This window comes from Sphingobium sp. (assembly GCF_032153725.1).
In the GTDB taxonomy this organism is placed as follows: Bacteria; Pseudomonadota; Alphaproteobacteria; order Sphingomonadales; family Sphingomonadaceae; genus Sphingobium.
This window is the reverse complement of record NZ_JALDYQ010000038.1, coordinates 19,594-46,331: the sequence shown is the minus strand read 5'-3', so window position 1 is coordinate 46,331 and position 26,738 is coordinate 19,594. Positions and strand designations below refer to the sequence as shown.

Sequence of the window (26,738 nt, the reverse complement as noted above, 5' to 3'; positions counted from 1 at the left end):
GCAAGACCAACCTCTGCACCGCGATCCGCGCCACGCAGGGCAAGGGGCTGATGCCGGACGGCACGACGCGGTTCAGCTACAAGGGCCAGCCGATCTTCCATTACATGGGCTGCTCGACCTTCTCGAACTTCACCGTCCTTCCCGAGATCGCTGTAGCGAGGATCCGCGAGGACGCGCCATTCAAGACCAGCTGCTACATCGGCTGTGGTGTGACGACCGGCGTCGGCGCCGTGGTCAACACCGCCAAGGTGCAGGTCGGCGAGAATGTCGTGGTGTTCGGACTCGGCGGAATCGGCCTCAACGTCATCCAGGGGGCGAGGCTGGCGGGCGCGGCTCGGATCATCGGCGTCGACATCAATCCCGACCGCGAGGAATGGGGTCGCCGTTTCGGCATGACGCACTTCCTCAACTCCAGGGGTCTCTCCCGCGAGGCGACAGTGGCAAAGGTGCTCGAGCTGACCGACGGCGGCGCCGACTATAGTTTCGATGCGACTGGCAACACCGAGGTGATGCGCACTGCGCTCGAGGCTTGCCACCGCGGCTGGGGCACCAGCATCATCATCGGCGTGGCCGAGGCGGGCAAGGAGATTGCGACCCGCCCGTTCCAGCTTGTCACCGGCCGCAACTGGCGCGGCACGGCGTTCGGCGGCGCGAAGGGGCGGACCGATGTGCCCAAGATCGTCGACTGGTACATGGACGGCAAGATCGAGATCGACCCAATGATCACGCACGTCCTAAGCCTGGACGAGATCAACAAGGGCTTTGACCTTATGCATGCCGGCGAGAGCATTCGCAGCGTCGTGGTCTTCTGATTTTTACGAGGAGAATGGATATGGCAGTGATCTCTGGTGACGGCGTTTTCTCGCACACCATGCTTGGCGCGAAGGATCTTGATGCTTCAGTGAAGTTCTATGATGCGGCGTTGGCACCACTAGGTGTGACGAACCTCGGGCCGTTCGGTGACAACTGGATGCTCTACGGCAAGGACAAGCCAGCGTTCCTCGTGGTGCGGCCGGGTAACGGAGAGGCGCCGTCGAGCAACGGCGTGACCATTGGCTTCGCGGCCGTGACGCCAGCGGACGTCGACGCCTTCCACGCAGCTGGTCTTGCCGCCGGAGGTACCGATGAGGGGGCTCCCGGTCCGCGTAGCCACCTGCCCGGTGCCTATGCCGCTTACCTGCGCGATCCGGGCGGAAACAAGATCTGCGCTTACGCCTTCACCGAGTGATCTGACGATGCTTGATATTGTCAGCGCCGCTATCGCTCATGGTGGTACGCAAGGCGTCTACAAGCATCGCGCGGTGAGCACCGGGACCGAGATGACTTTCTCGGTCTTCGTGCCGCCGCACGAGGCGGGAGCAAAACTGCCTTTGGTCTGGTACCTTTCTGGCCTCACCTGCACGCATGCCAATGTGACCGAAAAGGGGGAGTATCGAAAAGCATGTGCCGAGCTGGGCCTGATTTTCGTCGCGCCCGACACGTCACCGCGCGGTGAGGGCGTACCCGACGATCCCGCCGGTGCCTACGACTTCGGCCTTGGCGCGGGCTTTTATGTCGATGCCAGCGAGCAACCTTTTGCAACGCATTATCACATGTGGTCCTATGTCACCGAGGAACTGCCCGCCCTCATTGCCGCCGAATTTCCGGTGGATATGGATCGCCAGTCGATCATGGGCCATTCGATGGGCGGCCACGGCGCGCTGACGATCGGGCTGATGTTCCCGGATCGCTACAAGGCGGTGTCCGCCTTCGCGCCGATCGTCGCCCCATCGCAGGTGCCGTGGGGCGAGAAGGCGCTCGCTGGTTACCTTGGTGACGATCGGGCGGCCTGGCGTAAGCATGACGCCGTGGCACTGATCGAAGATGGTGCGCGCCTTCCCGCTTTGCTCGTGGACCAGGGCGATGCGGATCAGTTCCTCGCCAGTCAGCTGCGGCCCGACCTGCTGCGTGACGCCTGCGAACATGCAGGTATCGACCTCACGTTCAGCCTACGGGCGGGCTACGACCACAGCTACTACTTCATTTCCACTTTCATGTCTGATCATCTCCGCTGGCACGCCGCAAGGCTCGGTTGAGCGAAAGCAAACGAGAGGACCGCGAGAATGCCGTCAATCAAGCTCACAACTCGCGACGGCGACCAGAAGACCCTAAATGGCGATGCCGGCGTTTCAGTGATGGAGATCATCCGTGATGGCGGGGTGGATGAGCTGCTCGCCCTGTGTGGCGGTTGTTGCTCCTGTGCGACATGTCATGTCTATGTCGATGCGTCCTTCGCTGACCGGCTGCCACCGGTGTCCGAAGACGAGAATGATCTTCTCGACAGCTCTGATCATCGCCTCGCGAACTCCCGGCTATCGTGTCAGCTAAAGTTCCATGAGGCGCTAGATGGGCTGCATGTGACGATCGCGCCAGAGGGCCAAGCGTTGTGAGTGAAGAGGGCCACCTCGCAGCGCTGGCTAAGCATTTTGCCGCGGTGCGGGGCGGCCTTATTCCTCTGCTGCACGCGATCCAGCGAGAAATCGGCCATGTGCCCACGCAGGCGGTGCCGATCATTGCCGATGCGCTCAACCTCAGCCGCGCCGAGGTCCACGGCGTCATCAGCTTCTACCATGACTTTCGCGCGTCACGCGTTGTCGGTAACCACGTCAAGCTCTGCCGAGCCGAGGCTTGCAAGGCGCGCGGGGCCGACGAAGTTGCCGCCGCGCTTGAAGGGGTCGACGCGACGGTGGAGCCGGTTTACTGCCTCGGCTTGTGCGCGATCGGCCCGGCAGCACTGGTCGACGACGTCCCGCTCGCGCCAGCCGATGCCGACCGCATCACCCGCGCGCTGCGCGCCTCTGCGGCGCGCTACGAACTTCCAGCGTCTACGGCCGGCTTCAAGGCCTATGTTTCCTGCGACGCGGCGTCGGTTGCGCTCGGCGCGGACGCAGTCGCAGAAGCGATGGCAGAAGCAGGGGCCGAGGTGATCCGCACCGGCAGCCGTGGGCTGTTCGCCATTGAGCCGCTGGTCGAGCTCGACACGCCGGACGGCCGCGTCGGCTACGGTCCAGTCACCGTCAGCGACGTAAGCCGAGTGCTCGACGGCAGCCACCCCAATCGGCTGGGCGATGTCGCTACATTGCCCTTCTTCGCCCGGCAGCAGCGCTTCACTTTCGCTCGCTGCGGCATCGTCGATCCCTTGAGCCTCGACGACTACGCCGCACATAACGGCTGGACGGGGTTACTTGCGGCGCGCGCAGGCACGCCGCAGCAGATCGTGGATGCGGTGAAGGAATCTGGTCTGCGGGGCCGGGGAGGGGCCGGCTTCCCCACCGGGATGAAGTGGCAGACCGTCCTCGACACGCCGGCCGATGAAAAGTTCATCGTCTGCAATGCGGACGAGGGCGATAGCGGTACCTTCGCCGATCGCATGCTGATGGAGGGCGATCCGTTCTGCCTGGTTGAAGGCATGGCGATCGCGGCGCATGCGGTGGGTGGCACTCATGGCTACATCTACATTCGATCGGAATATCCTTTTGCCATCCGCACCATGCGTGCCGCGATCGAGGCATCGGCCCATCTAATTGCGCCGTTCACGTTGGAGGTGCGCGAGGGCGCGGGCGCCTACGTCTGCGGCGAGGAGACCGCGCTGCTGGAATCGATCGAGGGTAAGCGCGGGCAGGTACGCGCCAAGCCTCCGCTGCCGGCAATCAGGGGGTTGTTTGGACAGCCGACCGTGATCAATAACGTGCTGAGCCTTGCGGCCGTACCGTTCATCCTAGCCGAGGGTCCGGAGCGCTACGCGGAGATGGGCTTGGCTCGTTCGCGTGGTACGATACCGATACAGTTGGCGGGAAATATCCGCAATGGGGGGCTTTTCGAGATCGGCTTCGGCATCACTCTGCGCGAACTGGTCGAGGAGGTAGGTGGAGGTACCGCGTCCGGGCGGCCGGTGCGCGCCGTGCAGGTGGGCGGGCCGCTCGGCGCCTATTTCCCGCCATCCATGTTCGACCTTGCATTCGACTACGAAACATTCGCTCAAGCCGGGGGCCTTATAGGCCATGCCGGGATCACCGTGTTCGACGACACGGTTGATATGGCCCGAATGGCGCGGTTCGCGCTGGAATTTTGCGCGGCCGAGAGCTGTGGTAAATGCACGCCGTGCCGCATCGGCTCGACACGCGGAGTCGAGTTGATGGACCGGATCATCGGCGGTGCGGCCCGCGCGGGCGATCGGGTGGAGGCCTTGCCGCAGATTCGTAATGCACGGCATCGCAGGCGCGGCGTTGACGAAGAGATCATGCTGCTGCGCGATCTGTGCGACACGATGAAACACGGCTCGCTCTGCGCGCTTGGCGGCTTCACACCTTATCCGGTGCTGAGCGCGTTGAATTTGTTTCCCGAAGATTTCGGGGGCGGTGACCGCCATGCGGATGCCGCCTGACGCTGCCCTCGCCGTCGACCGTGTGCCGGCGCGCACGTTGCGCTTCGATGCCGGTGCGGATCAGGAAGGTAGCCGGGAAGTGCCGCTCGAGACCCCAGTCGCATTGGAATATGACGGCGTGGGCTATGCCGTGATGCTGGCGACGCCTGCCGATCTTGACGATTATGCGGTTGGCTTCACGCTCTCGGAGCGGCTGGCGACGACGATCGAAGACATCGCCGACGTCCAGGCCTCCGAGCTGCCGCGAGGCTGGGTAGTGCGGATTAGTCTGCGCGGGCGATCGGGCGCCGATTTCATGGATCGTGTACGTCTGCGCCTTTCCGAGGGCAGTTGCGGGCTGTGCGGGCTGGAAACGATCGAGCAGGTGCTGCGGCCACTGCCCCGCCTCACGCCGGGCCCCCACGTCACGCGCGCTGCCGTGGCCCGCGCCCTCGCAGCCATCGGCGATCGCCAGCCGCTCGGCCGTGCGACCGGCGCCGCGCACGCCGCCGCCTTCTGTGCGCCGGACGGCACGCTGCTGGCGGTCCGTGAGGATATCGGCCGTCACAATGCGCTGGACAAGTTGGTGGGCGCGGCGTTGCGAGCAGGATTAGATCTTCACGCCGGATTCCTTCTGCTCACGGCGCGGTGCAGCTACGAACTGGTCGAGAAAGCGGTGACTGCGGGTTGCCCGATGCTGGTCACCATCTCGGCGCCAACCAGTCTCGCGGTCGAGCGAGCTGAGGCGGCCGGACTTACGCTCGTGTCGTTGGCGCGGCGGGACAGCATGCTGCTGGTAAATGATCCGCATGGATCGCTCCTCGAATGATCGGAAGGGATTGATCATGGCCTGGCTCGGAGAAGTCGATTTAGGTACTAAGCCCGCGCCGGCGGGAGCGCAGAGGATGGTGACCCTCATCATTGATGGCCAATCAATCGAGGTCCCGGAAGACACCACCGTTATGCGGGCCGCGGCGCTGGCAGGCACCTCCATCCCGAAATTGTGCGCGACGGACAGCCTCGAGGCGTTTGGATCGTGCCGCGTCTGTCTAGTCGAAATCGAGGGTCGAGCGGGTTTTCCGGCCTCCTGCACGACGCCTGTCACGCCGGGTATGTCCGTTCGTACGCAAAGCGAGCGGCTCAGCCAACTCCGCCGGGGGGTGATGGAACTCTACATCTCCGATCACCCTCTCGATTGCCTGACCTGCTCAGCCAATGGCGACTGTGAATTGCAGGACGTGGCGGGCGCCGTGGGCCTGCGCGACGTTCGCTATGGCTATGAGGGCGCGAACCATCTTGCTGCGGAGAAGGACGACTCCAACCCATATTTCACCTTCGATCCAGCAAAGTGCATCGTCTGCTCGCGCTGTGTACGGGCGTGCGACGAGGTGCAGGGGACGCTCGCGCTGACGGTCGACGGGCGCGGTTTCGCCAGCCATATCGCCGCGAGCCAGGATCAGGATTTCCTATCGTCCGAGTGCGTGTCGTGCGGCGCTTGCGTGCAGGCGTGCCCGACGTCAGCGCTGATTGAGAAGGAGGTGGAGAAGATCGGCACGCCCGATCGCGCGGTCGTCACCACCTGCGCTTATTGTGGCGTCGGCTGCACCTTCCGCGCCGAGATGCGTGGCGAGCAGCTCGTGCGCATGGTCCCATGGAAGGATGGCAAGGCCAATCGCGGCCACAGTTGCGTGAAGGGGCGGTTCGCGTGGGGTTATGCCAACCACAAGGAGCGCATCCTTGCACCGATGATCCGCGAAACGATTGACCAGCCCTGGCGCGAGGTCTCGTGGGAGGAGGCAATCGATCGCGTCGCGAGCGAGTTTCGGCGCATCCAGTTGGCGCACGGCACCCGCAGCGTCGGCGGGATTACGTCGTCCCGCTGCACCAACGAGGAAACCTATCTCGTCCAGAAGCTGATCCGGCAGGGCTTTGGCAACAACAATGTGGATACCTGCGCGAGGGTCTGCCACTCGCCGACCGGCTACGGGCTGAAGGCTACCTTTGGCACATCGGCAGGCACACAGGATTTCGACAGCGTCATGCATGCCGACGTGATACTGGTTATCGGCGCGAACCCGACGGACGGTCACCCGGTGTTTGCCAGCCGCATGAAGCGACGTTTGCGCCAGGGCGCGAAGCTGATCGTGATCGATCCGCGCCGCACCGACATCGTCCGTTCGCCCCACATCGAGGCCACGCATCACTTGGCGCTCCGGCCCGGCACCAATGTGGCGGTGCTGACCGCGCTGGCGCACGTCATCGTCACTGAGGGGTTGGCGGACGACGACTACGTCCGCAACCGTTGCGACTGGGATGAGTTCGTCGATTGGGCAGAGTTCGTCGGCCAGCCCGAGCGATCCCCCGAGGCGACCCAGCATCTAACCGGCGTGCCCGCCGCAGACGTGCGCGCGGCAGCGCGGCTCTATGCGCGCGGCAGCAAGGCAGCGATTTATTACGGACTGGGCGTGACCGAGCACTCGCAGGGCTCGTCGACCGTGATCGCCATCGCCAATTTAGCCATGGCGACAGGCAACGTCGGGCTGGAGGGTGCGGGGGTGAACCCGCTACGCGGACAGAACAATGTGCAGGGGGCGTGCGACATGGGCAGCTTCCCGCACGAATATTCGGGCTATCGCCACGTCGCCGATCCCGCCACGCGGGCCTTGTTCGAACAGGCTTGGGGCGTGCCGCTCGATCCAGAGCCGGGCCTGCGCATCCCCAACATGCTGGACGCCGCGACCGACGGGTCGTTCAAGGCCTTGTTCGTGCAGGGTGAGGATATCCTCCAGTCCGACCCCAATACGCAACATGTCGCGGCGGGGCTCGCAGCGATGGAATGCGTCGTCGTGCAGGACCTGTTCCTGAACGAGACCGCCAATTATGCACACATCTTCCTGCCAGGCTCCACCTTCCTTGAGAAGGACGGGACATTCACAAATGCCGAACGCCGCATCCAGCGCGTGCGGCAGGTCATGCGTCCGAAGAACGGATATGCAGATTGGGAGATCGTCCAGTTGGTGGCGCAGGCGATGGGGCTGGGCTGGAATTATGCCCACCCATCCCAGATCATGGACGAGATTGCTGCGCTGACGCCGACCTTCGCGCGCGTCAGCTACGATATGCTGGAGACGCATGGGTCGCTGCAATGGCCCGCGACAGAGGCAACGCCGCTCGGTACGCCGACGATGCACATGGATGGTTTCGTGCGAGGCAAGGGGCATTTCGTTGTCATCGATTATGTGCCTACCGACGAGAAGACCGGCCCGCGCTTTCCGCTTCTGCTGACGACGGGCCGCATCCTCAGTCACTACAATGTCGGAGCGCAGACGCGGCGGACCGAGAATGTCGCCTGGCATCCGGAGGACCGGTTGGAAATTCATCCGCATGACGCAGAAAATCGCGGCCTGCACGACGGTGACTGGGTGACGCTGCGCAGCCGGGCGGGCGAAACGACCTTGCGTGCGCTCGTCACCGAAAGGGTAGCGCCCGGCGTCGTCTATACCACCTTTCATCATCCGGTGACGCAGGCCAACGTGATCACCACCGACTATTCGGACTGGGCTACCAACTGCCCAGAGTACAAGGTGACCGCGGTGCAGGTGTCCTCCTCGAACGGACCGTCTGACTGGCAGCGGAGTTATGAGGCGCAAACCGCGCGCGCGCGGCGCATTGACGCGGTCCCGGCGGAGTGATGTCGCCGCAGGATCGGCTCGTCTACATGGCGAACCAAATCGCGCGAAATCTTGCCATGCAGGGAGAGGGCGTTGCAGTAGCGGAGGTGGCCGCGCACATCATGTTGTTCTGGGATCCGGCTATGAAAGCTCGATTGCTAGAATTGGACATGGCAAGTCTGGACCCGATCGTAGTTAAGGCTGTTGAGAATCTACGCTGCCATCCTGCAGTGGTGGCAACCATCGCCCGGGAACGGAGCAAAAGTGGCGGCTCTGACGCAGGGTGACGAGGCATCCATGTTGGGCGGATGAAACGGCATCGTGATCGTCGGCCTAGGGCAGGGCCAACGTCCATATGGCAGTGGCACTGGCGCTGTCGAAATCGGAGACGTCTCCGCTCTTGGCGCTTAGCTCGGGCCACGAATTTAGGGGTGGGTCGCTCACCGCTCCGTCCGACAACGAGCGGCCGCGGGCAACTCGATCATCCAGCGCGTTCGACAGGACAACCAGATTACCACGCAACTCTGCACGGGGTAGAACACGGTGGCGCGGCGGTGCATGGACCATCGGTTGCGAGCGGCGGCGCAAGCGCCCATAGCGGATTTTCAATTTGACGTCGCTCGCAATTGCGTCATGCCGTCAAGAAAAATTGCTGCAGACCGGTGTTCTCAGAGTGCGCGAGGCCGGGATCAGCGCGCTTCTGCATAGAACAATGGTGAACTTCCGAAGATATCCGCCCCTCCGGAGTCGGATGATCAGCGCTTTGCAGAGGTTATAGTCGCGCCTGCGGCCTTGGGTGCTTGTACCGTCAATTCAGGTGCTCGCCGAGCGCGTGAAGCGCTCCCGCAGCTTCGCCCCCGTCGACGGAGTATTCGGCTCCAGTGGTGAACGCCGATTCGTCGCTTGCGAGGTGCACAACAACACCGACTATCTCCGCGACCTGCCCCCATCGGCCCATGGGAGCGGTTGCGGCGCTCTCGGGAAAAGCCGATGTCATCGCGGTGCGGATGCCACCGGGATGCACGGAATTGACCCGGACGCCGGTGCGAGCAAGTTCGAGGGCGGCACTTTTAGTCAAGCCACGCAGCCCAAATTTCGAAGCCGTATAACCGTGCAGCCCGGCCATTCCCTGCAGGCCGGCGATGGAGGATATGTTGATGATTGAGGACGGAGCGGATCGCTTCAGCTCGTCGATCGTAGCGGAGATTCCGAGAAAGGGGCCGGTCAGATTCACGGCGAGGATCCTGGTCCAGTCCGCCTCAGATGCGATCCCCAGCAGCCCGCCGTTCACGATGCCGGCATTGTTGACCAGCACGTTCAACTTGCCGAACCGAGAAATGGCTGCTTGGACCGCATTTCCCCAGTCGGCAGCGCAGGTGACGTCCAAGTGGACGAACATCGCGGCGTGGCCCAGTTCGGCCGCAAGCTGCTGACCGGCTTCATCTGCGACGTCGCCGAGTACAACCTTAGCGCCCTCGGCGATCATGGCCCGGGAGGAGCCGGCCCCCATTCCAGAAGCAGCGCCTGAAATTAATGCAACTTTGCCCTCTAGTCGCGCCATCGATCTGTCCATTGTACGAGTGGTGAAAGGTAGGAGGAAGGATGGGTGCCTAGCTTGAACTGCTCGGAGAACATTGGCTAACGTAGAACCTTCACGATGCTTCCATTGGCTTGGGTCATCTGACCGTCCGGCAGTGCGCTAAGCGTTGTGGCATAAATCGTGCCGGCTTCGGTAATCGCTAGCGATGTAGCGTGTGGGAACCCGGTGTCCCGCCGCTCGATTTCTTCGCCATTGTGCGACAGGTGCACCAGCTCGCCGCCTTCCATGTTCGCAAACCAGATGCTGCCGTCCCTATCGAATGCCACACCATCGACGCCGGTGCCAAGATCGTCGGCCACCCGCTGGGCGATCAGCTGGGAACCCTGCAGGCTGTACCGCAATATTGCGCCGCCAACATATTCCGCGACGATGAACGAGCAGCGATCCGGGGCGATCGCCATTCCGTTCGAAAACATGATCTCGGGACCGAACCGTTCGGCTTTACCGTCGCTGCCGATCCTCAGAAGCGAAAATGCCCGGGGCGCCGCCCCGTTAAGGACGTCGAAGCCGACGTCGCCGACGATAATGCTGCCGTCCGCGAGCAGGACCAGCTCGTTGATCATCCCCGCTCCAGTGCTCGAAAGATCGGCCACTACCAAGATGCTGCCGTCCAGTTCCCGACGCAGCACGCGGCGTCCCACCGCGTCGTTGGTATAGACCCGGCCTTGTTCGTCAAAGGCCATGCCGAGCAGAAGCGGGCACTCTGCCGTGAGCCGATCACTAAGCTGCCCATCGGCGGACAAGGAGCGAATACGGTTCAAGTCCACGAACCAGAGTTCTTCGCTCCGCCAACGCGGGGACTCCGGCATCAGCAATCCGGACGCGACGACTTCATTCGCGCTCACATCGATTCTCCTGCATAGTCCGAGGCGGTCTCTCTCGCCGGTGCTCGCGATCGGCCATCGAGCAGGAACCCGGTATAGCCTCTTTTGCGCACGCGCTCGCAAACTCGGCGGTACACATGCACGCCACCGACATAGACCATAAACACGCGCGGTTTTCCCGGGATGTTGGCACCGACGTACCAGCTGTTGCTCTTAACCAGCAAGGTCCGGCCCGCAACCTCGCGAACGTGCGCGGCCCAGCCCGCCTGCGCTTCCTCGGATGCCTCGAAGCGCTCCACCCCGGCATCGCGGAGATCCTCTAGAATACCGGCGATGAACTCCACGTGCTGTTCGATCGACATGACAACGTTGCTGATCACCGAGGGGCTGCCCGGACCGGTAATCAGGAACATGTTGGGATAGCCGGACACCGAAATTCCAAGATAGCTTTGCGGGCCATGGCTCCAGTCATCGCTCAACCTGCGACCGCCGGAGCCGGTGATCCGAATGTTGAGCAAAGCGCCTGTCATTGCATCGTAGCCAGTTGCGAAGACTATCGCATCGAGTTGGTGGTTCTTGACCTGCGTCCGAATGCCCTCGGAGGTAATCTCGACGATGGCATTCGCCTTGGCATCGACGAGTTCGACGTTCTCACGATTGTACGTTTCGTAATAGTCTGTTCCGACACAAAGGCGCTTGGTAGCAAACGGATAACTGCGAGGGCTCAATATTTTCGCAACCGCCTCGTCCCTAACCGCCTCACGGATCTTCTTGCGGACGAACTCGGCAGCGATCTCGTTGACCTGGGGATCGACAAGCGCGTCAGGGAAGGTAACGGCGAACTGCGCCCCGCCCTGCGCCCATCGCCGTTCCATCAAAGCATCGCGTTCCTCGGGTCTCAAAGAAAGCGCGGACTCGCCGGGTGGAATCCGCGCATCGCCGGCAAGCGCAAGATCGCCGCCGCCTATGATCTCGGCGTTCCGCTGCCGACCGCGATGAAACGCGTAATTGGCCTTGATCGATTGAACGAACTGCTCGTCAAGGGGGGCGTTGCGCGCGGGAACGACGAAGGCGGGCGTGCGCTGAAATACGGTGAGGTGCTCTGCCTGTTGCGCGATGACGGGGATACACTGGATGCCTGAGGAGCCCGTGCCCACCACGCCGACGCGCTTGCCCGAAAAGTCAACGCCCTGCTCGGGCCATCGAGCGGTATGATACCAGTCGCCGCGAAACGTATTGAGGCCGGCAAAGCGCGGCAGCGTTGGCACCGACAAGCATCCGGTTGCCATGACAAGGTACTTGGCGACGAAGCAGTCGCCTTCAGAAGTTACCACGGTCCAGTCATTGCCAGCGTCATTGAACGCGGCTTCGGTAACGCGGGTGTTCAGGCGTATATCGCGGCGTAGTTCGAACCGATCAGCAACGTGGCGAAGATAACGTAGTATCTCGGGCTGGGCGGGATATCGCTCCGTCCAGGTCCACTCGCGGTCGAGCTCTTCGGAGAAGGAATAGCAATAGAGCATGCTCTCGACGTCACAGCGCAGCCCCGGATAGCGATTGTGCTGCCACGTCCCGCCGACGTCGTCTGCCGCCTCTAGGACGAGCGACGTCATGCCGAGTTGGCGCAGACTATGGAGCATATATAAGCCCGCAAACCCAGCGCCGATCACGAGTGCGTCCAGCTTGTCCGGCCCGATCCCCGACCCTGCGTCTTCACCGATATTCATTTTGCTAGGCGTATCCTTGATCTTGAGACACCGCGGATGACGCCCCACATGGGCGGGCGGGATCTCGGCCGGGAAATGCCGCACCGCAGGCCGGAGCGAGCCACTGCAGCACGGGCGGTCTCGTGCGACAAACATTGCACCCGCTTTCAGCACGAGACCTAAGCACCCGCGCTTTCACTATACTTCGGGTATAGTGACGTCAAGCGTCAGGCCGATTCCTCGGCAGACTCCTCGCTGGCGTAGCGATAGATGAAGTCGAAGAGGCTCTTGGAAACAGCTGCGTTCAGCGCGGCGCCATCGAACATCGGCGATTTTTCCGCGGACAGCCTCGCCAGCGATTCAAGCTGAAGCAGGATCAGCAATGCCGCAGCGCGGATCTCCGGATCTGAGCCGCTGGCCGCGGCGCCAAAGGCGCTTATGGATCCGCCCAGAATTTCCAGGCTGTGCTGGTAGACGTCGGCGCGGACTGCCGCTGCGTCCGGTTCGGACGGGGCAATCGACAAGAGCGTCGAAACCGCGCGTTGGTTAGCCTCGCAGAAACGGACGTAGCCGTCCACCCACTCACGGATCTGGCGAAAAGTCGGATGCCCCAGCCCGGCGAGCAGGCGATAGACATCGTAAATGCCGACACGGAACCCTCGGCTGATCTCCTGAACGATCTCGAACTTGGTTGAAAAGTGAAGGTAGAATGTCGGCCTGCTGACATTGGCCGCGGCAGCGATATCGTCGATGGTGGTTTTTGAATAACCGAACTCGGCGAACAGTTGATCCGCAGATGCAATCAAAGCCCGCCTCGTTTGCTCTTTCTGCTCCATCCGTGACTTTACCGGGCGCTCTCTGCTCAACGTCTTCACCGTTATTGCTCGCTCCACACGACGAACCCGGGGGGGGTGTCGCACAATCAGGTGTTATCGCCCACCCCGCGCCCCGCTGCAAGGCGATCGCGCCAAGGCGAATAAGTTGATCTACCCGAGCTTACCGGTGGGCATGGTCCTGCCCCCACCTCGCCGGTGACGTTTTCGATTGACAATTGGGTATACTGGCAGTCTAGTTAATGCAGAATGGACCGCATGGCGGCACAAAGGGAGGGGAACGTGATCAAAGCTGTCTTGTATGGCTCGGTTGCCATGATTTGCGTGGTCCCGCAGGCCGCTATCGCGCAAGAGGGATCCACTAGCGCGACCGACAAAGCCGCTGGGCAACTCGACGATATCGTCGTCACGGCGCAGCGCCGCAGCGAATCCGCCCAAGATGTTCCGATTGCCATCACAGCAATCGGTGGTGAGGCGCTTGGGGAGCGGCGCATCCTCGATACTCAGGGGCTTCAGTTGGCGGTTCCGTCGTTGAACTTCGGCAGCGACAGTGGCTTTGCCATGCCGTTCCTGCGCGGCGTCGGCAGCACGATCACGGCACCGGGCGCCGAAGCGAGCGTGGCAACGTTCGTAGACGGCGTATATGTCGCGAGCAGTCAAGGCCTCATCATGAACATGCTCGGCGTCGATCGAGTGGAGGTTCTGGCCGGTCCCCAAGGGACGCTCTACGGACGCAACGCATCAGGCGGTGCGATCAATCTCTACACGCTCACGCCCGGTCAGGAGACCGAGATCGAAGCGACGCTCGGCTATGGCAATTACGATTGCAAGGAAGCGAGCTTTCGGGCGTCCGGCGCGCTCACCGATCGCCTCTCAGCAGGCCTCTACCTTGCCGGGTCGCACGGCGAAACCTTCCTCAATTATGCTTCGCCGCGCCCAGCCGGTCAGCAGACCAACAACAGGGCATGGGGTGTTCGCGCGAAGGCGGTGTGGAACCCGATCGATTCACTGAAGCTGACCGGCAGCGCCGAATATACTCACGACTATAATCTTGGCGGCGCTAACCGCAATGTCCAGGCGGATGCGCTTGGTATTACCGTGGGTGGTTCACCAATCATCGAAGAATACCGGCTGTCCTCTGACATCCCACAATACCGACGCACCAAGACCTGGACTGCGATCTTGCGCGAGGAAGTCGATCTTCAATGGGCTCAGCTGGTCGGCATCACCGGCTATCGCCATACGAACAGCTTCACGCAGACGAACCTGGACGGCACCGATGCTCCGGTGGCTTATGTCAATTCGCCGGTGGATTCCAAACAGGTCTCTCAGGAGATTCAGCTGCTGTCGAAAAAGGCATCGAAGCTGAGCTGGATCGTTGGCGGTTATTACTTCCACGAGGATTCGGGCTTCCTGCCGCTCAGGGTCCGATCTGGCATCCTTTTTCCGGCACCGCTCGTCGGATATGACTTCTTCTCGCCGATCGAAACCACGTCCTATGCCTTGTTTGCACAAGGCACGCTCATGCTGACCGACAGGCTCGGCGTTACGGTCGGCGGGCGTTACACCTGGGACAAGAAAGACAAGGGGGCGAGCCATCAAGATCTCCAGACCTCTGCAGGGCCGGCGGCAGTCCTTCCATCCCCTAGCACCAGCGCGAGTTGGGAAAAGTTCACTCCCAAGGTTACACTCGAGTATAAAACCGACCCGGCTCTCTTCTACTTGACCTATTCGGAAGGGTACAAGGCCGGTCTGTTCACCACGTCATCCGCCGACAATTCTCCGGTCAATCCCGAGACGCTGAAATCATTCGAGCTGGGCGTGAAATCCGACCTCTTCGAACGGCGTCTGCGGATAAACCTAGCTGCCTATCGCTATCGCTTCAACGATCTTCAGGTTTCGGTCTTCACCGGCGGGGCCGCGCAGGTCTACCAGAACGCAGCAACGGCCAAGGCGATTGGCATCGAAGGCAGCGTGCTGGCGCGGATGACCGACACGACGACGCTTAAGCTGGGCGCCTCGTTCGAGGATTCAGAATATACCAACTACCTCAATGCTCCGTTTTACACGCTCACTCCCGCCGGAAATCTGGACGGGTCGCAATCGGCCAAGGGAAAGCCGCTGATCCGCGCGCCTAAGTTCGTAGGAACCGCCGAAATCGATCAACGCGTCCCGATGGCCGACGGCAGCGAGCTCGCCCTCAACGTCAACCTTTATCACAACAGCGGCTTCAACTGGGATCCCAGCGGCCAACGCAAGCAGGCCGCTTATGACCTCGTTGGAGCGTCGATCGGCTATACCAGTAGTGACGGCCGCTGGAACCTGAGCCTTTGGGGCAAGAACCTGTTCGACAAATATTACGCGAACGTGAGCACGATCACGAATTTCGGCTCTTTCGCGGTCGATGCAGAAAGGAGGACGTACGGCGCGACCCTGCGCTTGCGATTCGCTCGATGATGCCGATCCAGCGCATCGACAGGACAACCCACCAATTCATGGCCACCTAAAAGGATCAATGGAATGATCGATTTATCTTCGAAGATAGCCCTCGTTTCCGGCGGTTCTGCCGGAATGGGCGCGTCGCACTGTCGCGCCATTGTCGAAGCAGGGGGCAAGGTAGTCATCGGTGATATCGCAGACGAAGGCGGCGCGGCCTTGGCACGCGAACTTGGCGAGGCGGCCGTTTACGTCCACTTGGACGTAACGCAGAGTGACAACTGGGATCGTGCGGTGAGAACGGCGGTCGAGACTTTCGGGGGTCTTAATGTTCTCGTCAACAATGCCGGCATCATCAATGCTGGCGCTTTGGGCAGTCATTCCCTCGACGACTGGCACAAGATCGTAGCTGTCAATCTGACGGGCGTGTTCCTGGGCATGAACGCGGCGGTGGAAGAGATGAAGAAGAACACGCCGGGGTCGATCATCAACATTTCATCGATCGCGGGCCTCCAGGCCGTCGCCGGATTCCACGGATACGTTGCCACCAAGTTCGGAGTGCGCGGCATTACGAAGAGCGCGGCTCTTGAACTCGCACCCTTCGGCATCCGGGTGAACTCGGTGCACCCGGGTGCGGTGCGTACTCCGATGACGAAAGGTCTGCCCGACTCCGTGTCTCACAACGCGATGAACCGCTTCGGCCGTCCGGAAGAGATATCCAACGTGGTCGTCTTCCTCGCCAGCGACCTGTCGAGCTATTGCACCGGCAGCGAGTTCGGCGCCGATGGCGGCGAGGACGCGGGCGCGGTGCGCGATTTGGCTCAGCAGCTTTCCTGATACCGAAGGTATCGTCCGGTTCGCGGACCGGCATGCTACAAGGGATGGGCGACCAGATGCCGATCGATCCGGTGATCCAAGCGATGATGGATAGCCTTGCGGCGGCAGGGGTTCCGCCGATCCATTCCTTGTCGGTGGATAAGGCGCGGGCCCAAGTGCGTGCGCTCGAAGGAGTCGCTGCGGGGGCGCCACCGGATGTCGCATCCATCCACGACTTCTCCATTCCCAGCTCAAATGGCGCCATCCCCGCGCGATTGTTCCGTCCCGCCGGTCCGTCCGCGGGAGTTATCGTTTATTTCCACGCCGGCGGTTGGGTGCTCGGCGACCTAGAAAGCGCAGCGTTGCAGCTTTACTGGCTTGTCCACGCGACACGATGTGCCTTGCTGTCGGTCGCCTACCGGTTGGCGCCAGAGCATAGGTTTCCGGCGGCTGTGGACGATGCTTGCGCCGCACTGACCTGGGCCGCTGAGAACAAGGCGGTGCTTGCGGGATCCGACGTGCCGCTGATCGTGGCCGGCGAAAGCGCGGGCGCCAACTTGGCGGCCGTGGCCTGCATCGATGCGCGGGATCGGGGCAAGTCGAACGTTGCCTTGCAAGTTCTACTCTATCCTGTCACGGATAGCGATCTCACTCGATCGTCGTACGAGGAGTTTGCGGCGGGATATCTGCTCGAACGTTCTACGATGGCCTGGTTCTGGAATCATTATGCGCCGGACGCACGCGCTCGATCCGATCCGCGTGCGGCGCCTATCCTGGCATCGAATTTTGCCGGCCTGCCACCTGCGTTCATTCAGACGGCGGAGTGCGATCCGTTGCGGGACGAAGGAGAGGCTTTCGGCGCCAAGCTGCGCCAAGCTGGAGTGGACGTGCGAGCACAACGACGTACGGGCTTAATCCATGGATACGCAAGCTTCGTGACCGTCTCGCCAGCGGCCACGGCGGCGATGCAGGATGTGGCAGACGCGATCACCGACTGCGTGTTGAGCCAGAGGTCATAGTCTGCCAGCATCTCTAGAGTGCCAATTTGGGCAGCGCTGCCTCAGGACGATGGCGTTTCAACCGGGGTTCCGAGCGATCAGCCAATCATCACTGGGCGACAACCATGCGTCGAATGCCTCTGGATCTCCCCGCTGTCACTGCTCGCGCATATAAGATTATGATTTTCTTATCGAACAATTTCGATCGCATTGCGCCCTCAGTTGCGGCTAGAACTCACTGGATCAACAGCTCGATGTCGCCCTCCTGGTCGTCACCCTATTGCTCGAATGGCAGTCAGGCTGTTGCCGGTTACGCGACCGGCCGGATCGCCCGTCGGGCGTAGGAGGTGCGGCTACTCGCCTCCCAACGCCCGCTGTATCAGCGCCGTCTTGAACTGAACAGCCTCGCATGGCTAGACAGATCCTCAGGAGTCCACAGCCCGGCTAGCAGCCGGTCCAACTGCTTTTGGCTTGATCCTTCTCATGTTCGCCGAGCTTCTTCCTTCAAAAACGGTATCGCCGATCATCTGACACAAGAAATCTGACACCCTTGGGGGCGGCGTGGTTTATGTGAGCATTCTAAAAGCCTCTCGGAATTTTTTGCGTGGATTAAACCTGCGGAGCAGACCCGTTTGTATTTGCGCCCGGTTCTAACGGCTCTGTCGAGCATTCCCGAATGTACGCATGAGCAGAATACCGCTTAATCGGAGCCTTCATCACGCTTCGGACTAGCCCGATTTAATCCAACCTACGAGGACAAGTAACCCATATCGAGTTCCTCGGTCGTCATTTTCAGATCGTTGGGTGTGTCGACGTCGAGTCCGAGGCCTTTCCTTTGGATGATCGCGCAGCTCGGCAGTTGCTTTCGATGCAGACGGAAACTGTCCGCTCCGAAAGCAAAGCTGAAACAAATACCGGACAATGCCAACCCGTTGGTTCCGGTCCCATGGCGGTCAGGCGCAATCGCGAGCTGATGCACATTAGCGGCGTCGATCAGCGCAATCACGTCTTCGCCAGTCAGTAGCGGTAAATCGGCGTGCAGGACGATCATATTTCCCAGGAGCGTCTTCCGGATTGTCATGAGCTCGGTGTTTAGGCCACGCCCGCAATCTAGTATCCAATCACCGCCCCAAGCCGCCGGCCGCTCGTCCGCCAAGACGATGATTCGGTCAACTGCGGCAACGTTCTCCAACACACCGAGGACGTGACCAAACATCCGTATGCTGAGCTTCGCGCGCGCCTCTATTGAAAGTAACTCGGCCAACCGGCTCTTTCGTTCGCTTCTGGTTTTGAGCGGCACGACCGCCGTCCAGCTCATCGCCTGATCGAATCGGCCAGCTCGAGCGCCGCCCGGGCCACACGGATGCGATCTTCGAGGGTGGTCATGAGGGTATCGGCCTGTGCGGAGGCAATATGCAGTGGTGCGGGAGCATCGCGCTCATCGACCAGTATGGCGTCGATCATCCCAGCATAGTGGTTGGCAACGGCCACTGCGCTGACCTCTAGCCCAAGTTCCATCATTATGTTCGCGGTGGGGCCCTTCACTGCCTTTCCCGCAACAATCGGCGATACGGCGATCACAGGCGTTCGCGTCTCAACCAGCGCTTCTCGGATGCCGCGCACGGCCAGGATCGGATCGATGCTCAAAAATGGGTTGGAAGGAGCGATCAGGATAGCCTTGCAGTCGGAACCTGTAATCGCTTCGATTACACCTTTGGCCGGTTTCGCCGTGTTGGCGCCTTCGAAGCTGATCGTGCGCACCACGGGCTCGCAGCGCCGCCGCACGAAATAATGCTGAAAATCTAGAAGCCCTTCATCAGTGCCAACCATGGTCCCGACCCGATCGTCACTCATAGGCAAGATGCGGGCGGAAATGTTCCAGGCTGACGCGAAATCCGCGATGATGGAAGATAGGTGTTCGCCCTGCTGCAGCCGCTTACTGCGTAACACGTGCAAGGCGAGATCGCCATCGCCGAGCTGGAACCAGTCTTCGGCACCTAGCGAGCGTAACGCTTCCATGAAGCTCCAGCTCTCGCCCTCACGCCCCCATCCCTGAGCGGCGTTGGCCTTGCCCGAAAGCGTATATAGCAGTGTGTCGATATCTGGCGAAACCGCCAGCCCTAGATGGTTGAAATCGTCGGCCGTATTCACGATCGCCGTCACGTTTTCAGCAGGGATTGCATGACAAAGACCGAGAACGAGTTTTGCTCCGCCGACGCCGCCGGTCAATATGGTGACGCGCTCGCTCACCGGAAGAGATCTTCCTCGATCGGCCGCACAAGCGCGCTGGCTCGATTGTCCGCCCCCGACCACTTCACCCCGTGAACCAGCGCCGCTGGGATTCCCTCGGCATCCTCGCCGGTCGCCAATCCGGCGGCGGTCGCGATCATGTCGCCCAGTGCAATCTGGGTGACTTCGAGCACCCGGCCGTCACGATCGACATGCCCCCGGCGATCAACCAGCGACGGCAGACCACTCGCGCCTATCGCAACACAGGTCACGCCGTATCGCCACGGCCGTCCGAAGCTGTCGATTATCAGTACCGCCGGAGGTTTGGGCCAGATCATCGCCAACGCCTCGCGCAGCTTGGCAGCCGAGGCATCGGCATCCACCGGCAGAAGCAACGCACGTTCGCCGCCGCCCGGGCCAATGTTCGACCGATCGATCCCTGCATTGGCCATTACGTGTCCCGAGCGATGGCGGGTGATTAGCACATGCGGTGCGGCGCGGACCACGCTTTGCGATTCCGCCAGCACCAGTTCGATCAGGCGAGGATCCTTGTGCGTCACGCGCGCGATCTTCAACGCTTCCTGACCAGGCGTCACCGTCATCAAGTCGACAAAGCGCCCCTCCGCTTTGGAAACAATCTTCTGGGTGACCGCCAATACATCGGACGCTGTCGGAGTGACGCCGGCGGCCTGCACGGCAGCGACCAGAAGTCGCGCCAGATCATCTCCTGGTTTGACTTCTCCTATAGCCGGGAGCGGATGAATCTCGATCATACCGTCTTCAATCGTCAATTCCGACGAGCTTCCCGGTGATCATGATGCCGGCACCGTCCACCTGGTAGGTCTTGTTAATGAAAATGAGCAAGGACGTCATCGCCTCTGCCGCGGCCGAGTTGACCAGCGCACCACCGTGGATACCGCGTAGGCCCGCTTGGTTTGCGAGCTCTACCACTGCGCTACGTGCGCCTTTGTCGTCACCGAATACCAGCACGTCGCAGCCGATATCCTGATCCGTGGCGAGCTTGTGCGCAGCGACGTTATGGAATCCGGAGACTACCGTCACTTCCTGGCCGAGCGCATTCTGAGCGCGAACCGCTGCGCTGCCTTCTTCGGGAAGCTGAACCCGCATCACCTTGGGCGGCAGCAGCGGCACGGTGGTATCAACCACGATCTTACCCTGAACGAATGGCTTGATATCCGCCAGCGTCGCATCTTGCGCGGCGAATGGCACCGTGACGATCACGATGTCGCCTGCCTGCGCGGCATCGGCGTTGCTCAGGCCGGTCAGCCCGAATCCGAGTTGGTGGGCCACCCTCTGCGCATTTTCCGTCGATCGCGAACCGATGAGAACGGTGCGCCCCGCCTTTGCCAACCTGCGCGCGATCGCGGCGCCCAGCTTGCCGGTGCCGCCCACTACGGCGATCACTCCATCGTTCGTCATATTATCCTCTTCCCTAGGCGGTCATGAACGCAGCAGCGGATTGATAAAGCGTCGTCCGCTGCATTGCGAAGCGGCCAGCGGCCGCGGCGATATCCGTCATCCGGGCGCTATCCCAGACCTGGCCGTTGGCGCCGCCGGCCGCTCGTGTAATCGACTCGTCCATCAGCACGCCACCCAGATCGTTAGCACCTGATTGTAGGGCGGCTATCACGCCCTGCTCACCCAGCTTCACCCAGCTGGCCTGGATATTGAAGATCAGAGGGTGCAGGACCAGTCGCGCCACCGCATGCATCAGCAGCGTCTCTCTCGCGCTTGGACCGGAACGCGCCTGGCCACGGCGCCAGATCGGCGCCTCCATATGGACGAATGGTAGCGGCACGAATTCGGTGAACCCTCCGGTCTCTTCCTGGAGGTCGCGAACGCGCAGCAAATGTCGCGCCCAGTTGGCGTAGCTGTCGACATGACCGAACATGATCGTGGCGGTGGAACGAAGGCCGACGCCGTGCGCGGCGCGCATGACTTCCAGCCATTGAGCGGTGTTCACCTTGTCGGGACAGATGATTGCCCGCACCTCATCATCCAATATCTCAGCGGCCGTTCCAGGCAGGCTCGACAGCCCCTCATCGCGGAGCAATGGCAAAAAGTCGTTTAGCCCGAGTCCGAGGGTGCTCGCACCGTGCGTCACCTCAAGTGGCGAGAAGGCATGAATATGGATCGACGGCGCCGCCGCCCTGACGGCACGCAGCACGTTCAGATATGTATTACCGTCATAGTCCGGGTGGATCCCACCCTGCAGGCAAACCTCGGTTGCGCCACGTTCGACCGCCTCAGCTGCACGCCGCCCGATCTCTTCGAAATCGAGCCTGTAAGCGGGACCACGTAGGTCCTTTGCCGACCCCTTGGAAAAGGCACAGAATCCGCATCTGTAAAGGCAGATATTTGTGTAGTTGATGTTGCGGTTGACGACATAGGTCACTGCATCGCCCGTCATCCGCCGACGCAGTCCGTCGGCTGCGTCGGCGATCAGTGTCACGTCCGGTCCGTCGGCTTGGAACAGCCGAATGACGTCCGCGCTTTCCAGCCGCACACCCTTTAGTGCTCGTGCCAGGGTCTCCCTGACCCAGCCCGAACCAACAGTCGTGCCACCTTGCCGCTCGACGGGCATTGGTTCGAGGGTACCGGGATGCCACCCATCGACGACAGGTAATCCGCGCGCGTCGACCGAGCGCCGAACCACTTTTGCCAAGGCCGGCTCCATCCACGCATTGGGCTGCCTTGCATAGGCTGGGCCGATCGCAAGCCTTTCGCGTAGAACGCGACCGGCCGCTGCCGTCGCCGCCTCGAGTAGATCAAGATGCGGCCAAGGTGCTTCAGGATTCACGTGATCCGGAGTCACCGGTGACACACCACCCCAATCGTTTACGCCGGCACGCAAGAGCGACGCCAGCTCCTCGGGTGCGTGCAAGTTCGGCGGCGCTTGAATTGCCATGTCCGGGCCCAGAATCAGCCGTGCCGCTGCGATCGTCCAAAGATGCTCGTCGAGTGAAGGCTCGGCGTGCGTCGCCATCCGCGTGCCAGCTTTGGCGCGAAAGTTCTGGATGATCACTTCCTGAATATGACCATGACGGTGATGGATGTCGCGGATCGCGAGGAGCGCCTTGATCCGCTCGGCGCGCGTCTCGCCGATCCCGATCAGTAAGCCGGTCGTGAACGGCACCTTTGCGCGGCCCGCCGCCTCGATCGCCGCCAACCGCCGGGCCGGCAGCTTGTCGGGCGATCCGTAATGGGGACCGCCCTTTTTGGAGAGCCGGTCCGAGGCGGTCTCGAGCATCAGTCCCATCGATGCCGAGAAGGGGCGCAAGGCTGCATAGTCGAGATCGGTCATCAGACCTGCGTTGAGATGCGGCAGCAGTCCCGTCTCCCTCAGCACCGACTCTGCCATCTCACCGAGATAGGCGAGGGTGCTCTCGTGGCCCATAGCGGCCAGCGCATCCCGCGCGGCGACGTAACGCGCTTCGGGACGGTCGCCGAGCGTGAACAATGCCTCGCGGCACCCCGCCGTGGCGCCCTCGCGCGCAATCGCCAGCACCTCTTCGCGGCTCATATAGGGCGACCGCAGCTCCCGCGGCGGCTTGGCGAAAGTGCAATAATGGCACACGTCCCGGCATAGCGTGGTGAGCGGGATGAACACCTTGCGCGAGTAGGTCACGAGGCTGCCATGCGCGGCCAGTGTCATTGCCTCGGCCGCTGCGATCATTCGGTCGAGGGGCATCGCAAGCAGGCGCGGCTTCTCGACCTCGGTCACGACCACTTTCATCCGCAGGCGAAGTCCAACCAAGGCATGATCATGCAACGCCCCTTTCTGTGCGATAGGCACCAAAGTTCATCGGCCGCCGTGCTTGAAGCGCCACCGCATTGTCTGTGCCCGCGTCAATGAGGCCATCGACATCAAACAGGCGCGGCACCACCGGCTTGACGCTGATGCCGAGCGGGGTCAGCCAGCCGCGCATCGCGTGGACAACGCCGCGTAAAGCCACCCGTGTCACGCCGCCTGCCTTCCACCCAGCAGCCGAGACAATGAGGCCGATCGGCATATTCTCGAAACAGGCACGTGGATCATCCCGAGTGTTCTCTAGCAGGTTGATGCCATTTTTCACCAGGCCGGATATGCCGCCACGATAGCGCGGACTCTCCATCACGATGGCATCGGCCGCGCGAAGGGCCTCGAGGAATTCGCGATGCGCGTTGCTTCGCTCCTGTTTTTCGGGTGCGTAGTGCGGCAGGCTGGCGAGTGCAGTTCCTCCAAACATCCGTGTCTGGGCGCTGAGCGCGGCAGCTTCCCCAAGGACGGCCTCGATCGAACGCTCGCTGGAGGAGCCCGCTCGCGTCGTTCCGCCCATACCAACAATCTTCATCGCGATAGCCGCTCCTTTATTGCTCGTTCACTGCCTCGAGCGACGGGAATTCGGGGTGTCGGATCGCGCTCTTCCGCCTTACGCATGCCCGGCTTGTACATTTTTCCCGAGGCAGTCATCGGGAATCCGTCTACGAAGCGCACGTGGCTCGGTATCTTGTAGTGGGCGAGCCGTCCGGCGCAGTGGGCGAGAATATGTTCTGCCGAAAGCGGGCCGGACGTTTTGATCCAGGCGCAGACCTCCTCGCCAAGGCGAGCATCGGGCACACCAAAGACGGCCACATCGACAATCGCGGGGTGGGTGCGCAGGAAGTTTTCCAGTTCTACCGGATAGATGTTCTCCCCGCCGCGGATGATCATATCCTTGCTGCGACCGACGATGCGGCAGCGCCCCTGATCATCCATTGCGGCGAGATCGCCAGTGCGAAGCCAGCCATTGATAATGGTCTCGGCGGTACGCTGCGGATCGTTCCAATATCCAAGCATCACACCGTAGCCGCGGATCTGCAATTCCCCAATTTTTCCGCGCGAAACCGGCCGTCCGGTCTCGTCCGCAATGCGTGCCTCGACCCACGGGTGCGCGGTTCCGATCGTGGCGGTACGCGTTTCGAGATCCGCATCGGTCCGCGTCTGGAAGCTGACCGGCGATGTCTCGGTCATGCCGAAGGCGATGGTCACCTCGCGCATTTCCATGTCGACGCACACTCGGCGCATTACGTCTTCAGGGCAGGGGGCTCCCCCCATCGCTCCGGTCCTAAGCGAAGATATATCGAAGCGGCCGAAGTCAGGAAGCGCTAGCTCCGCGATGAACATCGTGGGTACGCCATAAAGCACGGTGCAGCGTTCACGCTCCACCGACGCCATCACCGCCGCAGGATCGAAGCTCTCAGACGGCAGTACCATTGTGGAGCCGTGAGCGACGCAACCGAGTACGCCCACCACCATGCCGAAGCAGTGGAACAGCGGGACCGGAATGCAGACCCGATCTTCAGGTCGCATCCGCATGACGCTGCCGGTCAAGGCGCCATTATTGAGAAGGCCGAAATGGCTGAGCGTTGCGCCTTTGGGCGCTCCGGTGGTACCGCTGGTAAACTGGATGCAGGCCGCGTCGTCGGGCCCCACCTCGCGGCTGATCGTCTCCAGATGCGCAAAAGGCGCTGAGTCAGGTTCTTCAAGCAGCCGCTCAAATGGTATTATGTCCCCAACAGTCCGTCCGAGGCCGATCGCGAAGCGCAGCTCGGAGCACGGCCCGTCGCTGCCTTGATCCGCGCCTCCGAAACGCGGCACGGCGTCAAGAAGCATGGCGACATAATCAGATGATTTAAAGCGATCGGCGAGCACCAGAGCCCGCACACCGGTCAATTCCAGCGCATGCACCAATTCATCGCGGCGGTAGGCAGGGTTTATCGTTACCAGAATGAAGCCGGCTCGTGCACATGCAAGCTGGACCAGCACCCATTCGGCGCTGTTTGGCCCCCACATGCCCACGCGGTCGCCTGGCTCGAGTCCTAATGCCAGCAGCCCCACCGCCACCCGATCAACGCGCTCGCCAAGTGAGCGCCAGGACCAGCGGACGCCTTGATGCGGAACAACCAGCGCATCCGCGTCGGGCCGCGCGGCGATCGTATGCCGCAGTGCCTCGCCAATTGCCTGATACCGCAGCGGCACGTCGCCCAAGCCGCAAGCATAACTCAACGCTCCGGTGGTCGGGCCCCTCATCCTCTCGTCATCAGGTGTTTCGGCTGCCGGCCTCATTCGCGGCTCATCAATTCTGAGAGCTTCCGTCGGGCGTGCAGTTGGCCGGTGTCGGCCTGCAGATGCAGCTCTGGAAAGTCACGTCCGCGGCCATCCTGTTCGACGGTCCGCTGGATCGATTCTAACACGCGCTTGTCCTCGCCATATACGACGCCTATTCCCACCCCGAGATCGATCTCCGGCGGCAGAGGCGTGTCCCAGCCAAGCACATAGTGGTAGAGCGTCTTGGTGCTGCTTATAGGCGTGGGCGCATGCGAGACATAAAAGGTAAACTCCGCCCTGCGGTCGGCGCCCGGCTCGGGATCGCGCATGAACTCCAATCCGTCATGGAATGCCGGAGACTTCCACCCAGCTTCCGTGACGAAGAACACCGGCTTGGCTTCGGGTATTCCCGTCACGCTCGCATAGAAGGCGGGCAAGGGACGGGCAGCGAATTCCTTGCGGAACATCACCGTGCTATCCGTGAGCGTCACCTTGGGGGGGCTGTTCCAGTCCGAGACGCCCAATGAAGCAAAATGGGTGAACCCGAAATGAGTCAAATCCATCAGATTATCGTGGATAAGCATATAGTTGCAGTCCACGATCATGCTCCCCTGGTGGGGATTGACGATGCTGTTCACCCAGCTCGTGTCGGGCGGCGGATCATACGTATCGATGCGCGCCGGATCGCCCATCCAAATCCAGATGAAGGGATCCGCCTCCCTTACGGGATAGGCATGGATAGTGCTTCGTGGAGGGATAGCACGTTGCGAGGGTGCCAGGACGCACTCGCCGGCTGTTGAAAACCGCAGCCCGTGATAAGGGCACTCGATGTTATCGCCGACGACCTTCCCGTCCGAAAGAGGTGCCCAGCGATGCGGACACCGATTATCCAGGGCAACAACGTCACCGCCCTGGGTGCGATAGAGAAGCACAGGACGATCGAGCAGCCAACGCATGGTGGGCTCACGCGTCACCTCGCTGGAAAAGGCCGCTACCCACCAGCAGTTCCTAGGATAGTTGACCTCAGGTCCCGCGTCAAAGTGCGGTTCCTGCTTGAGTGATATGGGTGAGACTAAGGTATTCACGGAGCTGCCTCCTATCCGATGAGCATCGAGCTCTACGTCGTCGCCAC

The 26,738-nt window shown here is 61.7% G+C and carries 23 protein-coding genes and 1 pseudogene; 12 read left to right on the top strand and 12 right to left on the bottom strand.

Annotated elements, in window-relative coordinates; translation table 11 throughout:
- The 9 genes and pseudogenes from RUH75_RS13495 to RUH75_RS13455 all read left to right on the top strand — a co-directional run.
- Positions 1-812: zinc-binding dehydrogenase (locus tag RUH75_RS13495; protein WP_313806750.1), on the top strand; the 812-nt coding region annotated here is incomplete at its 5' end.
- Positions 813-826: 14 nt separating this feature from the next.
- The gene (locus RUH75_RS13490; protein WP_313806748.1) at positions 827-1,228 is read left to right on the top strand and encodes a VOC family protein; all 402 of its coding nucleotides are present in this window, start codon (positions 827-829) and stop codon (positions 1,226-1,228) included.
- A gap of 7 nt (positions 1,229-1,235) precedes the next feature.
- On the top strand, positions 1,236-2,075 hold the full coding sequence (gene fghA, locus RUH75_RS13485; protein ID WP_313806746.1) for an S-formylglutathione hydrolase: 840 nt from the start codon (positions 1,236-1,238) through the stop codon (positions 2,073-2,075).
- A gap of 27 nt (positions 2,076-2,102) precedes the next feature.
- The gene (locus tag RUH75_RS13480) at positions 2,103-2,429 is read left to right on the top strand and encodes a 2Fe-2S iron-sulfur cluster-binding protein (protein ID WP_313806744.1); all 327 of its coding nucleotides are present in this window, start codon (positions 2,103-2,105) and stop codon (positions 2,427-2,429) included.
- Positions 2,426-2,821: pseudogene (locus RUH75_RS13475) on the top strand (NAD(P)H-dependent oxidoreductase subunit E); the annotation flags it as partial. The gene RUH75_RS13480 and the pseudogene RUH75_RS13475, both read left to right, overlap by 4 nt.
- A gap of 6 nt (positions 2,822-2,827) precedes the next feature.
- Positions 2,828-4,423, top strand: a complete 1,596-nt coding sequence (locus tag RUH75_RS13470; protein WP_313806758.1) for an NADH-ubiquinone oxidoreductase-F iron-sulfur binding region domain-containing protein — start codon at positions 2,828-2,830, stop codon at positions 4,421-4,423.
- Positions 4,407-5,231, top strand: a complete 825-nt coding sequence (gene fdhD / locus RUH75_RS13465; RefSeq protein WP_313806742.1) for a formate dehydrogenase accessory sulfurtransferase FdhD — start codon at positions 4,407-4,409, stop codon at positions 5,229-5,231. Before RUH75_RS13470 ends, fdhD begins: the two co-directional genes overlap by 17 nt.
- A gap of 16 nt (positions 5,232-5,247) precedes the next feature.
- The gene (fdhF, locus tag RUH75_RS13460) at positions 5,248-8,094 is read left to right on the top strand and encodes a formate dehydrogenase subunit alpha (RefSeq protein ID WP_313806756.1); all 2,847 of its coding nucleotides are present in this window, start codon (positions 5,248-5,250) and stop codon (positions 8,092-8,094) included.
- Entirely contained in the window at positions 8,094-8,360 is a 267-nt protein-coding gene (locus tag RUH75_RS13455) for a formate dehydrogenase subunit delta (protein WP_313806740.1), read from the top strand. The genes fdhF and RUH75_RS13455 overlap by 1 nt, the downstream gene beginning before the upstream one ends.
- Before the next feature lie 521 nt (positions 8,361-8,881).
- Here the strand turns inward: RUH75_RS13455 and RUH75_RS13450 are convergent.
- From RUH75_RS13450 to RUH75_RS13435, 4 genes are all read right to left on the bottom strand, one after another.
- On the bottom strand, positions 8,882-9,646 hold the full coding sequence (locus RUH75_RS13450) for an SDR family oxidoreductase (protein ID WP_313806738.1): 765 nt from the start codon (positions 9,644-9,646) through the stop codon (positions 8,882-8,884).
- A gap of 65 nt (positions 9,647-9,711) precedes the next feature.
- The gene (locus RUH75_RS13445) at positions 9,712-10,518 is read right to left on the bottom strand and encodes an SMP-30/gluconolactonase/LRE family protein (RefSeq protein WP_313806736.1); all 807 of its coding nucleotides are present in this window, start codon (positions 10,516-10,518) and stop codon (positions 9,712-9,714) included.
- Positions 10,515-12,224 (bottom strand): NAD(P)/FAD-dependent oxidoreductase, encoded by a 1,710-nt coding sequence (locus tag RUH75_RS13440; protein WP_313806734.1) that lies wholly within the window; start codon positions 12,222-12,224, stop codon positions 10,515-10,517. The genes RUH75_RS13445 and RUH75_RS13440 overlap by 4 nt, the downstream gene beginning before the upstream one ends.
- 206 nt (positions 12,225-12,430) lie before the next feature.
- Positions 12,431-13,039 carry a TetR/AcrR family transcriptional regulator gene (locus RUH75_RS13435; RefSeq protein ID WP_313806732.1) on the bottom strand — a complete coding sequence of 203 codons (609 nt, stop codon included), beginning with the start codon at positions 13,037-13,039 and terminating at the stop codon, positions 12,431-12,433.
- A gap of 279 nt (positions 13,040-13,318) precedes the next feature.
- Here RUH75_RS13435 and RUH75_RS13430 point away from each other — a divergent pair, with 279 nt between their 5' ends.
- The 3 genes from RUH75_RS13430 (at position 13,319) to RUH75_RS13420 (ending at position 17,307) form a co-directional block, all read left to right on the top strand.
- Complete coding sequence (locus tag RUH75_RS13430) at positions 13,319-15,493, top strand: TonB-dependent receptor (protein ID WP_313806730.1); 2,175 nt, start codon at positions 13,319-13,321, stop codon at positions 15,491-15,493.
- Positions 15,494-15,556: 63 nt separating this feature from the next.
- Positions 15,557-16,309, top strand: coding sequence for an SDR family oxidoreductase (locus tag RUH75_RS13425; protein WP_313806728.1), 753 nt, complete (start codon positions 15,557-15,559; stop codon positions 16,307-16,309).
- Positions 16,310-16,365: 56 nt separating this feature from the next.
- Entirely contained in the window at positions 16,366-17,307 is a 942-nt protein-coding gene (locus RUH75_RS13420) for an alpha/beta hydrolase (protein WP_313806726.1), read from the top strand.
- A 727-nt stretch (positions 17,308-18,034) separates the two neighbouring features.
- Here RUH75_RS13420 and cofC read toward each other — a convergent pair.
- From cofC to RUH75_RS13380, 8 genes are all read right to left on the bottom strand, one after another.
- Positions 18,035-18,604, bottom strand: a complete 570-nt coding sequence (gene cofC / locus RUH75_RS13415) for a 2-phospho-L-lactate guanylyltransferase (RefSeq protein WP_313806723.1) — start codon at positions 18,602-18,604, stop codon at positions 18,035-18,037.
- Positions 18,601-19,536 carry a 2-phospho-L-lactate transferase gene (cofD, locus tag RUH75_RS13410; RefSeq protein WP_313806721.1) on the bottom strand — a complete coding sequence of 312 codons (936 nt, stop codon included), beginning with the start codon at positions 19,534-19,536 and terminating at the stop codon, positions 18,601-18,603. The genes cofC and cofD overlap by 4 nt, the downstream gene beginning before the upstream one ends.
- Complete coding sequence (gene cofE, locus RUH75_RS13405) at positions 19,533-20,288, bottom strand: coenzyme F420-0:L-glutamate ligase (protein WP_313806719.1); 756 nt, start codon at positions 20,286-20,288, stop codon at positions 19,533-19,535. Before cofE ends, cofD begins: the two co-directional genes overlap by 4 nt.
- Before the next feature lie 7 nt (positions 20,289-20,295).
- Complete coding sequence (npdG, locus tag RUH75_RS13400; protein ID WP_313806717.1) at positions 20,296-20,955, bottom strand: NADPH-dependent F420 reductase; 660 nt, start codon at positions 20,953-20,955, stop codon at positions 20,296-20,298.
- A gap of 13 nt (positions 20,956-20,968) precedes the next feature.
- Positions 20,969-23,272, bottom strand: coding sequence for a 5-amino-6-(D-ribitylamino)uracil--L-tyrosine 4-hydroxyphenyl transferase CofH (cofH, locus tag RUH75_RS13395; protein WP_313806715.1), 2,304 nt, complete (start codon positions 23,270-23,272; stop codon positions 20,969-20,971).
- Positions 23,273-23,300: 28 nt separating this feature from the next.
- Entirely contained in the window at positions 23,301-23,870 is a 570-nt protein-coding gene (locus RUH75_RS13390; RefSeq protein WP_313806713.1) for an NAD(P)H-dependent oxidoreductase, read from the bottom strand.
- The gene (locus tag RUH75_RS13385; RefSeq protein WP_313806752.1) at positions 23,867-25,537 is read right to left on the bottom strand and encodes an AMP-binding protein; all 1,671 of its coding nucleotides are present in this window, start codon (positions 25,535-25,537) and stop codon (positions 23,867-23,869) included. Before RUH75_RS13385 ends, RUH75_RS13390 begins: the two co-directional genes overlap by 4 nt.
- A gap of 83 nt (positions 25,538-25,620) precedes the next feature.
- Positions 25,621-26,691, bottom strand: coding sequence for an aromatic ring-hydroxylating dioxygenase subunit alpha (locus tag RUH75_RS13380; protein ID WP_313806711.1), 1,071 nt, complete (start codon positions 26,689-26,691; stop codon positions 25,621-25,623).
- Positions 26,692-26,738: the final 47 nt, after the last annotated feature.

Coding starts and splice junctions, on each gene's coding strand:
- RUH75_RS13420 (WP_313806726.1), top strand. CDS start 16,366: ATGCCGATCGATCCGGTGATCCAAGCGATGATGGATAGCCTTGCGGCG.
- RUH75_RS13480 (WP_313806744.1), top strand. CDS start 2,103: ATGCCGTCAATCAAGCTCACAACTCGCGACGGCGACCAGAAGACCCTA.
- cofE (WP_313806719.1), bottom strand. CDS start 20,288: ATGATCGAGATTCATCCGCTCCCGGCTATAGGAGAAGTCAAACCAGGA.
- RUH75_RS13450 (WP_313806738.1), bottom strand. CDS start 9,646: ATGGACAGATCGATGGCGCGACTAGAGGGCAAAGTTGCATTAATTTCA.
- RUH75_RS13440 (WP_313806734.1), bottom strand. CDS start 12,224: ATGAATATCGGTGAAGACGCAGGGTCGGGGATCGGGCCGGACAAGCTG.
- RUH75_RS13390 (WP_313806713.1), bottom strand. CDS start 23,870: ATGAAGATTGTTGGTATGGGCGGAACGACGCGAGCGGGCTCCTCCAGC.
- fghA (WP_313806746.1), top strand. CDS start 1,236: ATGCTTGATATTGTCAGCGCCGCTATCGCTCATGGTGGTACGCAAGGC.
- cofH (WP_313806715.1), bottom strand. CDS start 23,272: ATGAAAGTGGTCGTGACCGAGGTCGAGAAGCCGCGCCTGCTTGCGATG.
- RUH75_RS13490 (WP_313806748.1), top strand. CDS start 827: ATGGATATGGCAGTGATCTCTGGTGACGGCGTTTTCTCGCACACCATG.
- cofC (WP_313806723.1), bottom strand. CDS start 18,604: ATGAGCTGGACGGCGGTCGTGCCGCTCAAAACCAGAAGCGAACGAAAG.
- fdhD (WP_313806742.1), top strand. CDS start 4,407: ATGCGGATGCCGCCTGACGCTGCCCTCGCCGTCGACCGTGTGCCGGCG.
- fdhF (WP_313806756.1), top strand. CDS start 5,248: ATGGCCTGGCTCGGAGAAGTCGATTTAGGTACTAAGCCCGCGCCGGCG.
- RUH75_RS13435 (WP_313806732.1), bottom strand. CDS start 13,039: ATGGAGCAGAAAGAGCAAACGAGGCGGGCTTTGATTGCATCTGCGGAT.
- npdG (WP_313806717.1), bottom strand. CDS start 20,955: ATGACGAACGATGGAGTGATCGCCGTAGTGGGCGGCACCGGCAAGCTG.
- RUH75_RS13425 (WP_313806728.1), top strand. CDS start 15,557: ATGATCGATTTATCTTCGAAGATAGCCCTCGTTTCCGGCGGTTCTGCC.
- RUH75_RS13455 (WP_313806740.1), top strand. CDS start 8,094: ATGTCGCCGCAGGATCGGCTCGTCTACATGGCGAACCAAATCGCGCGA.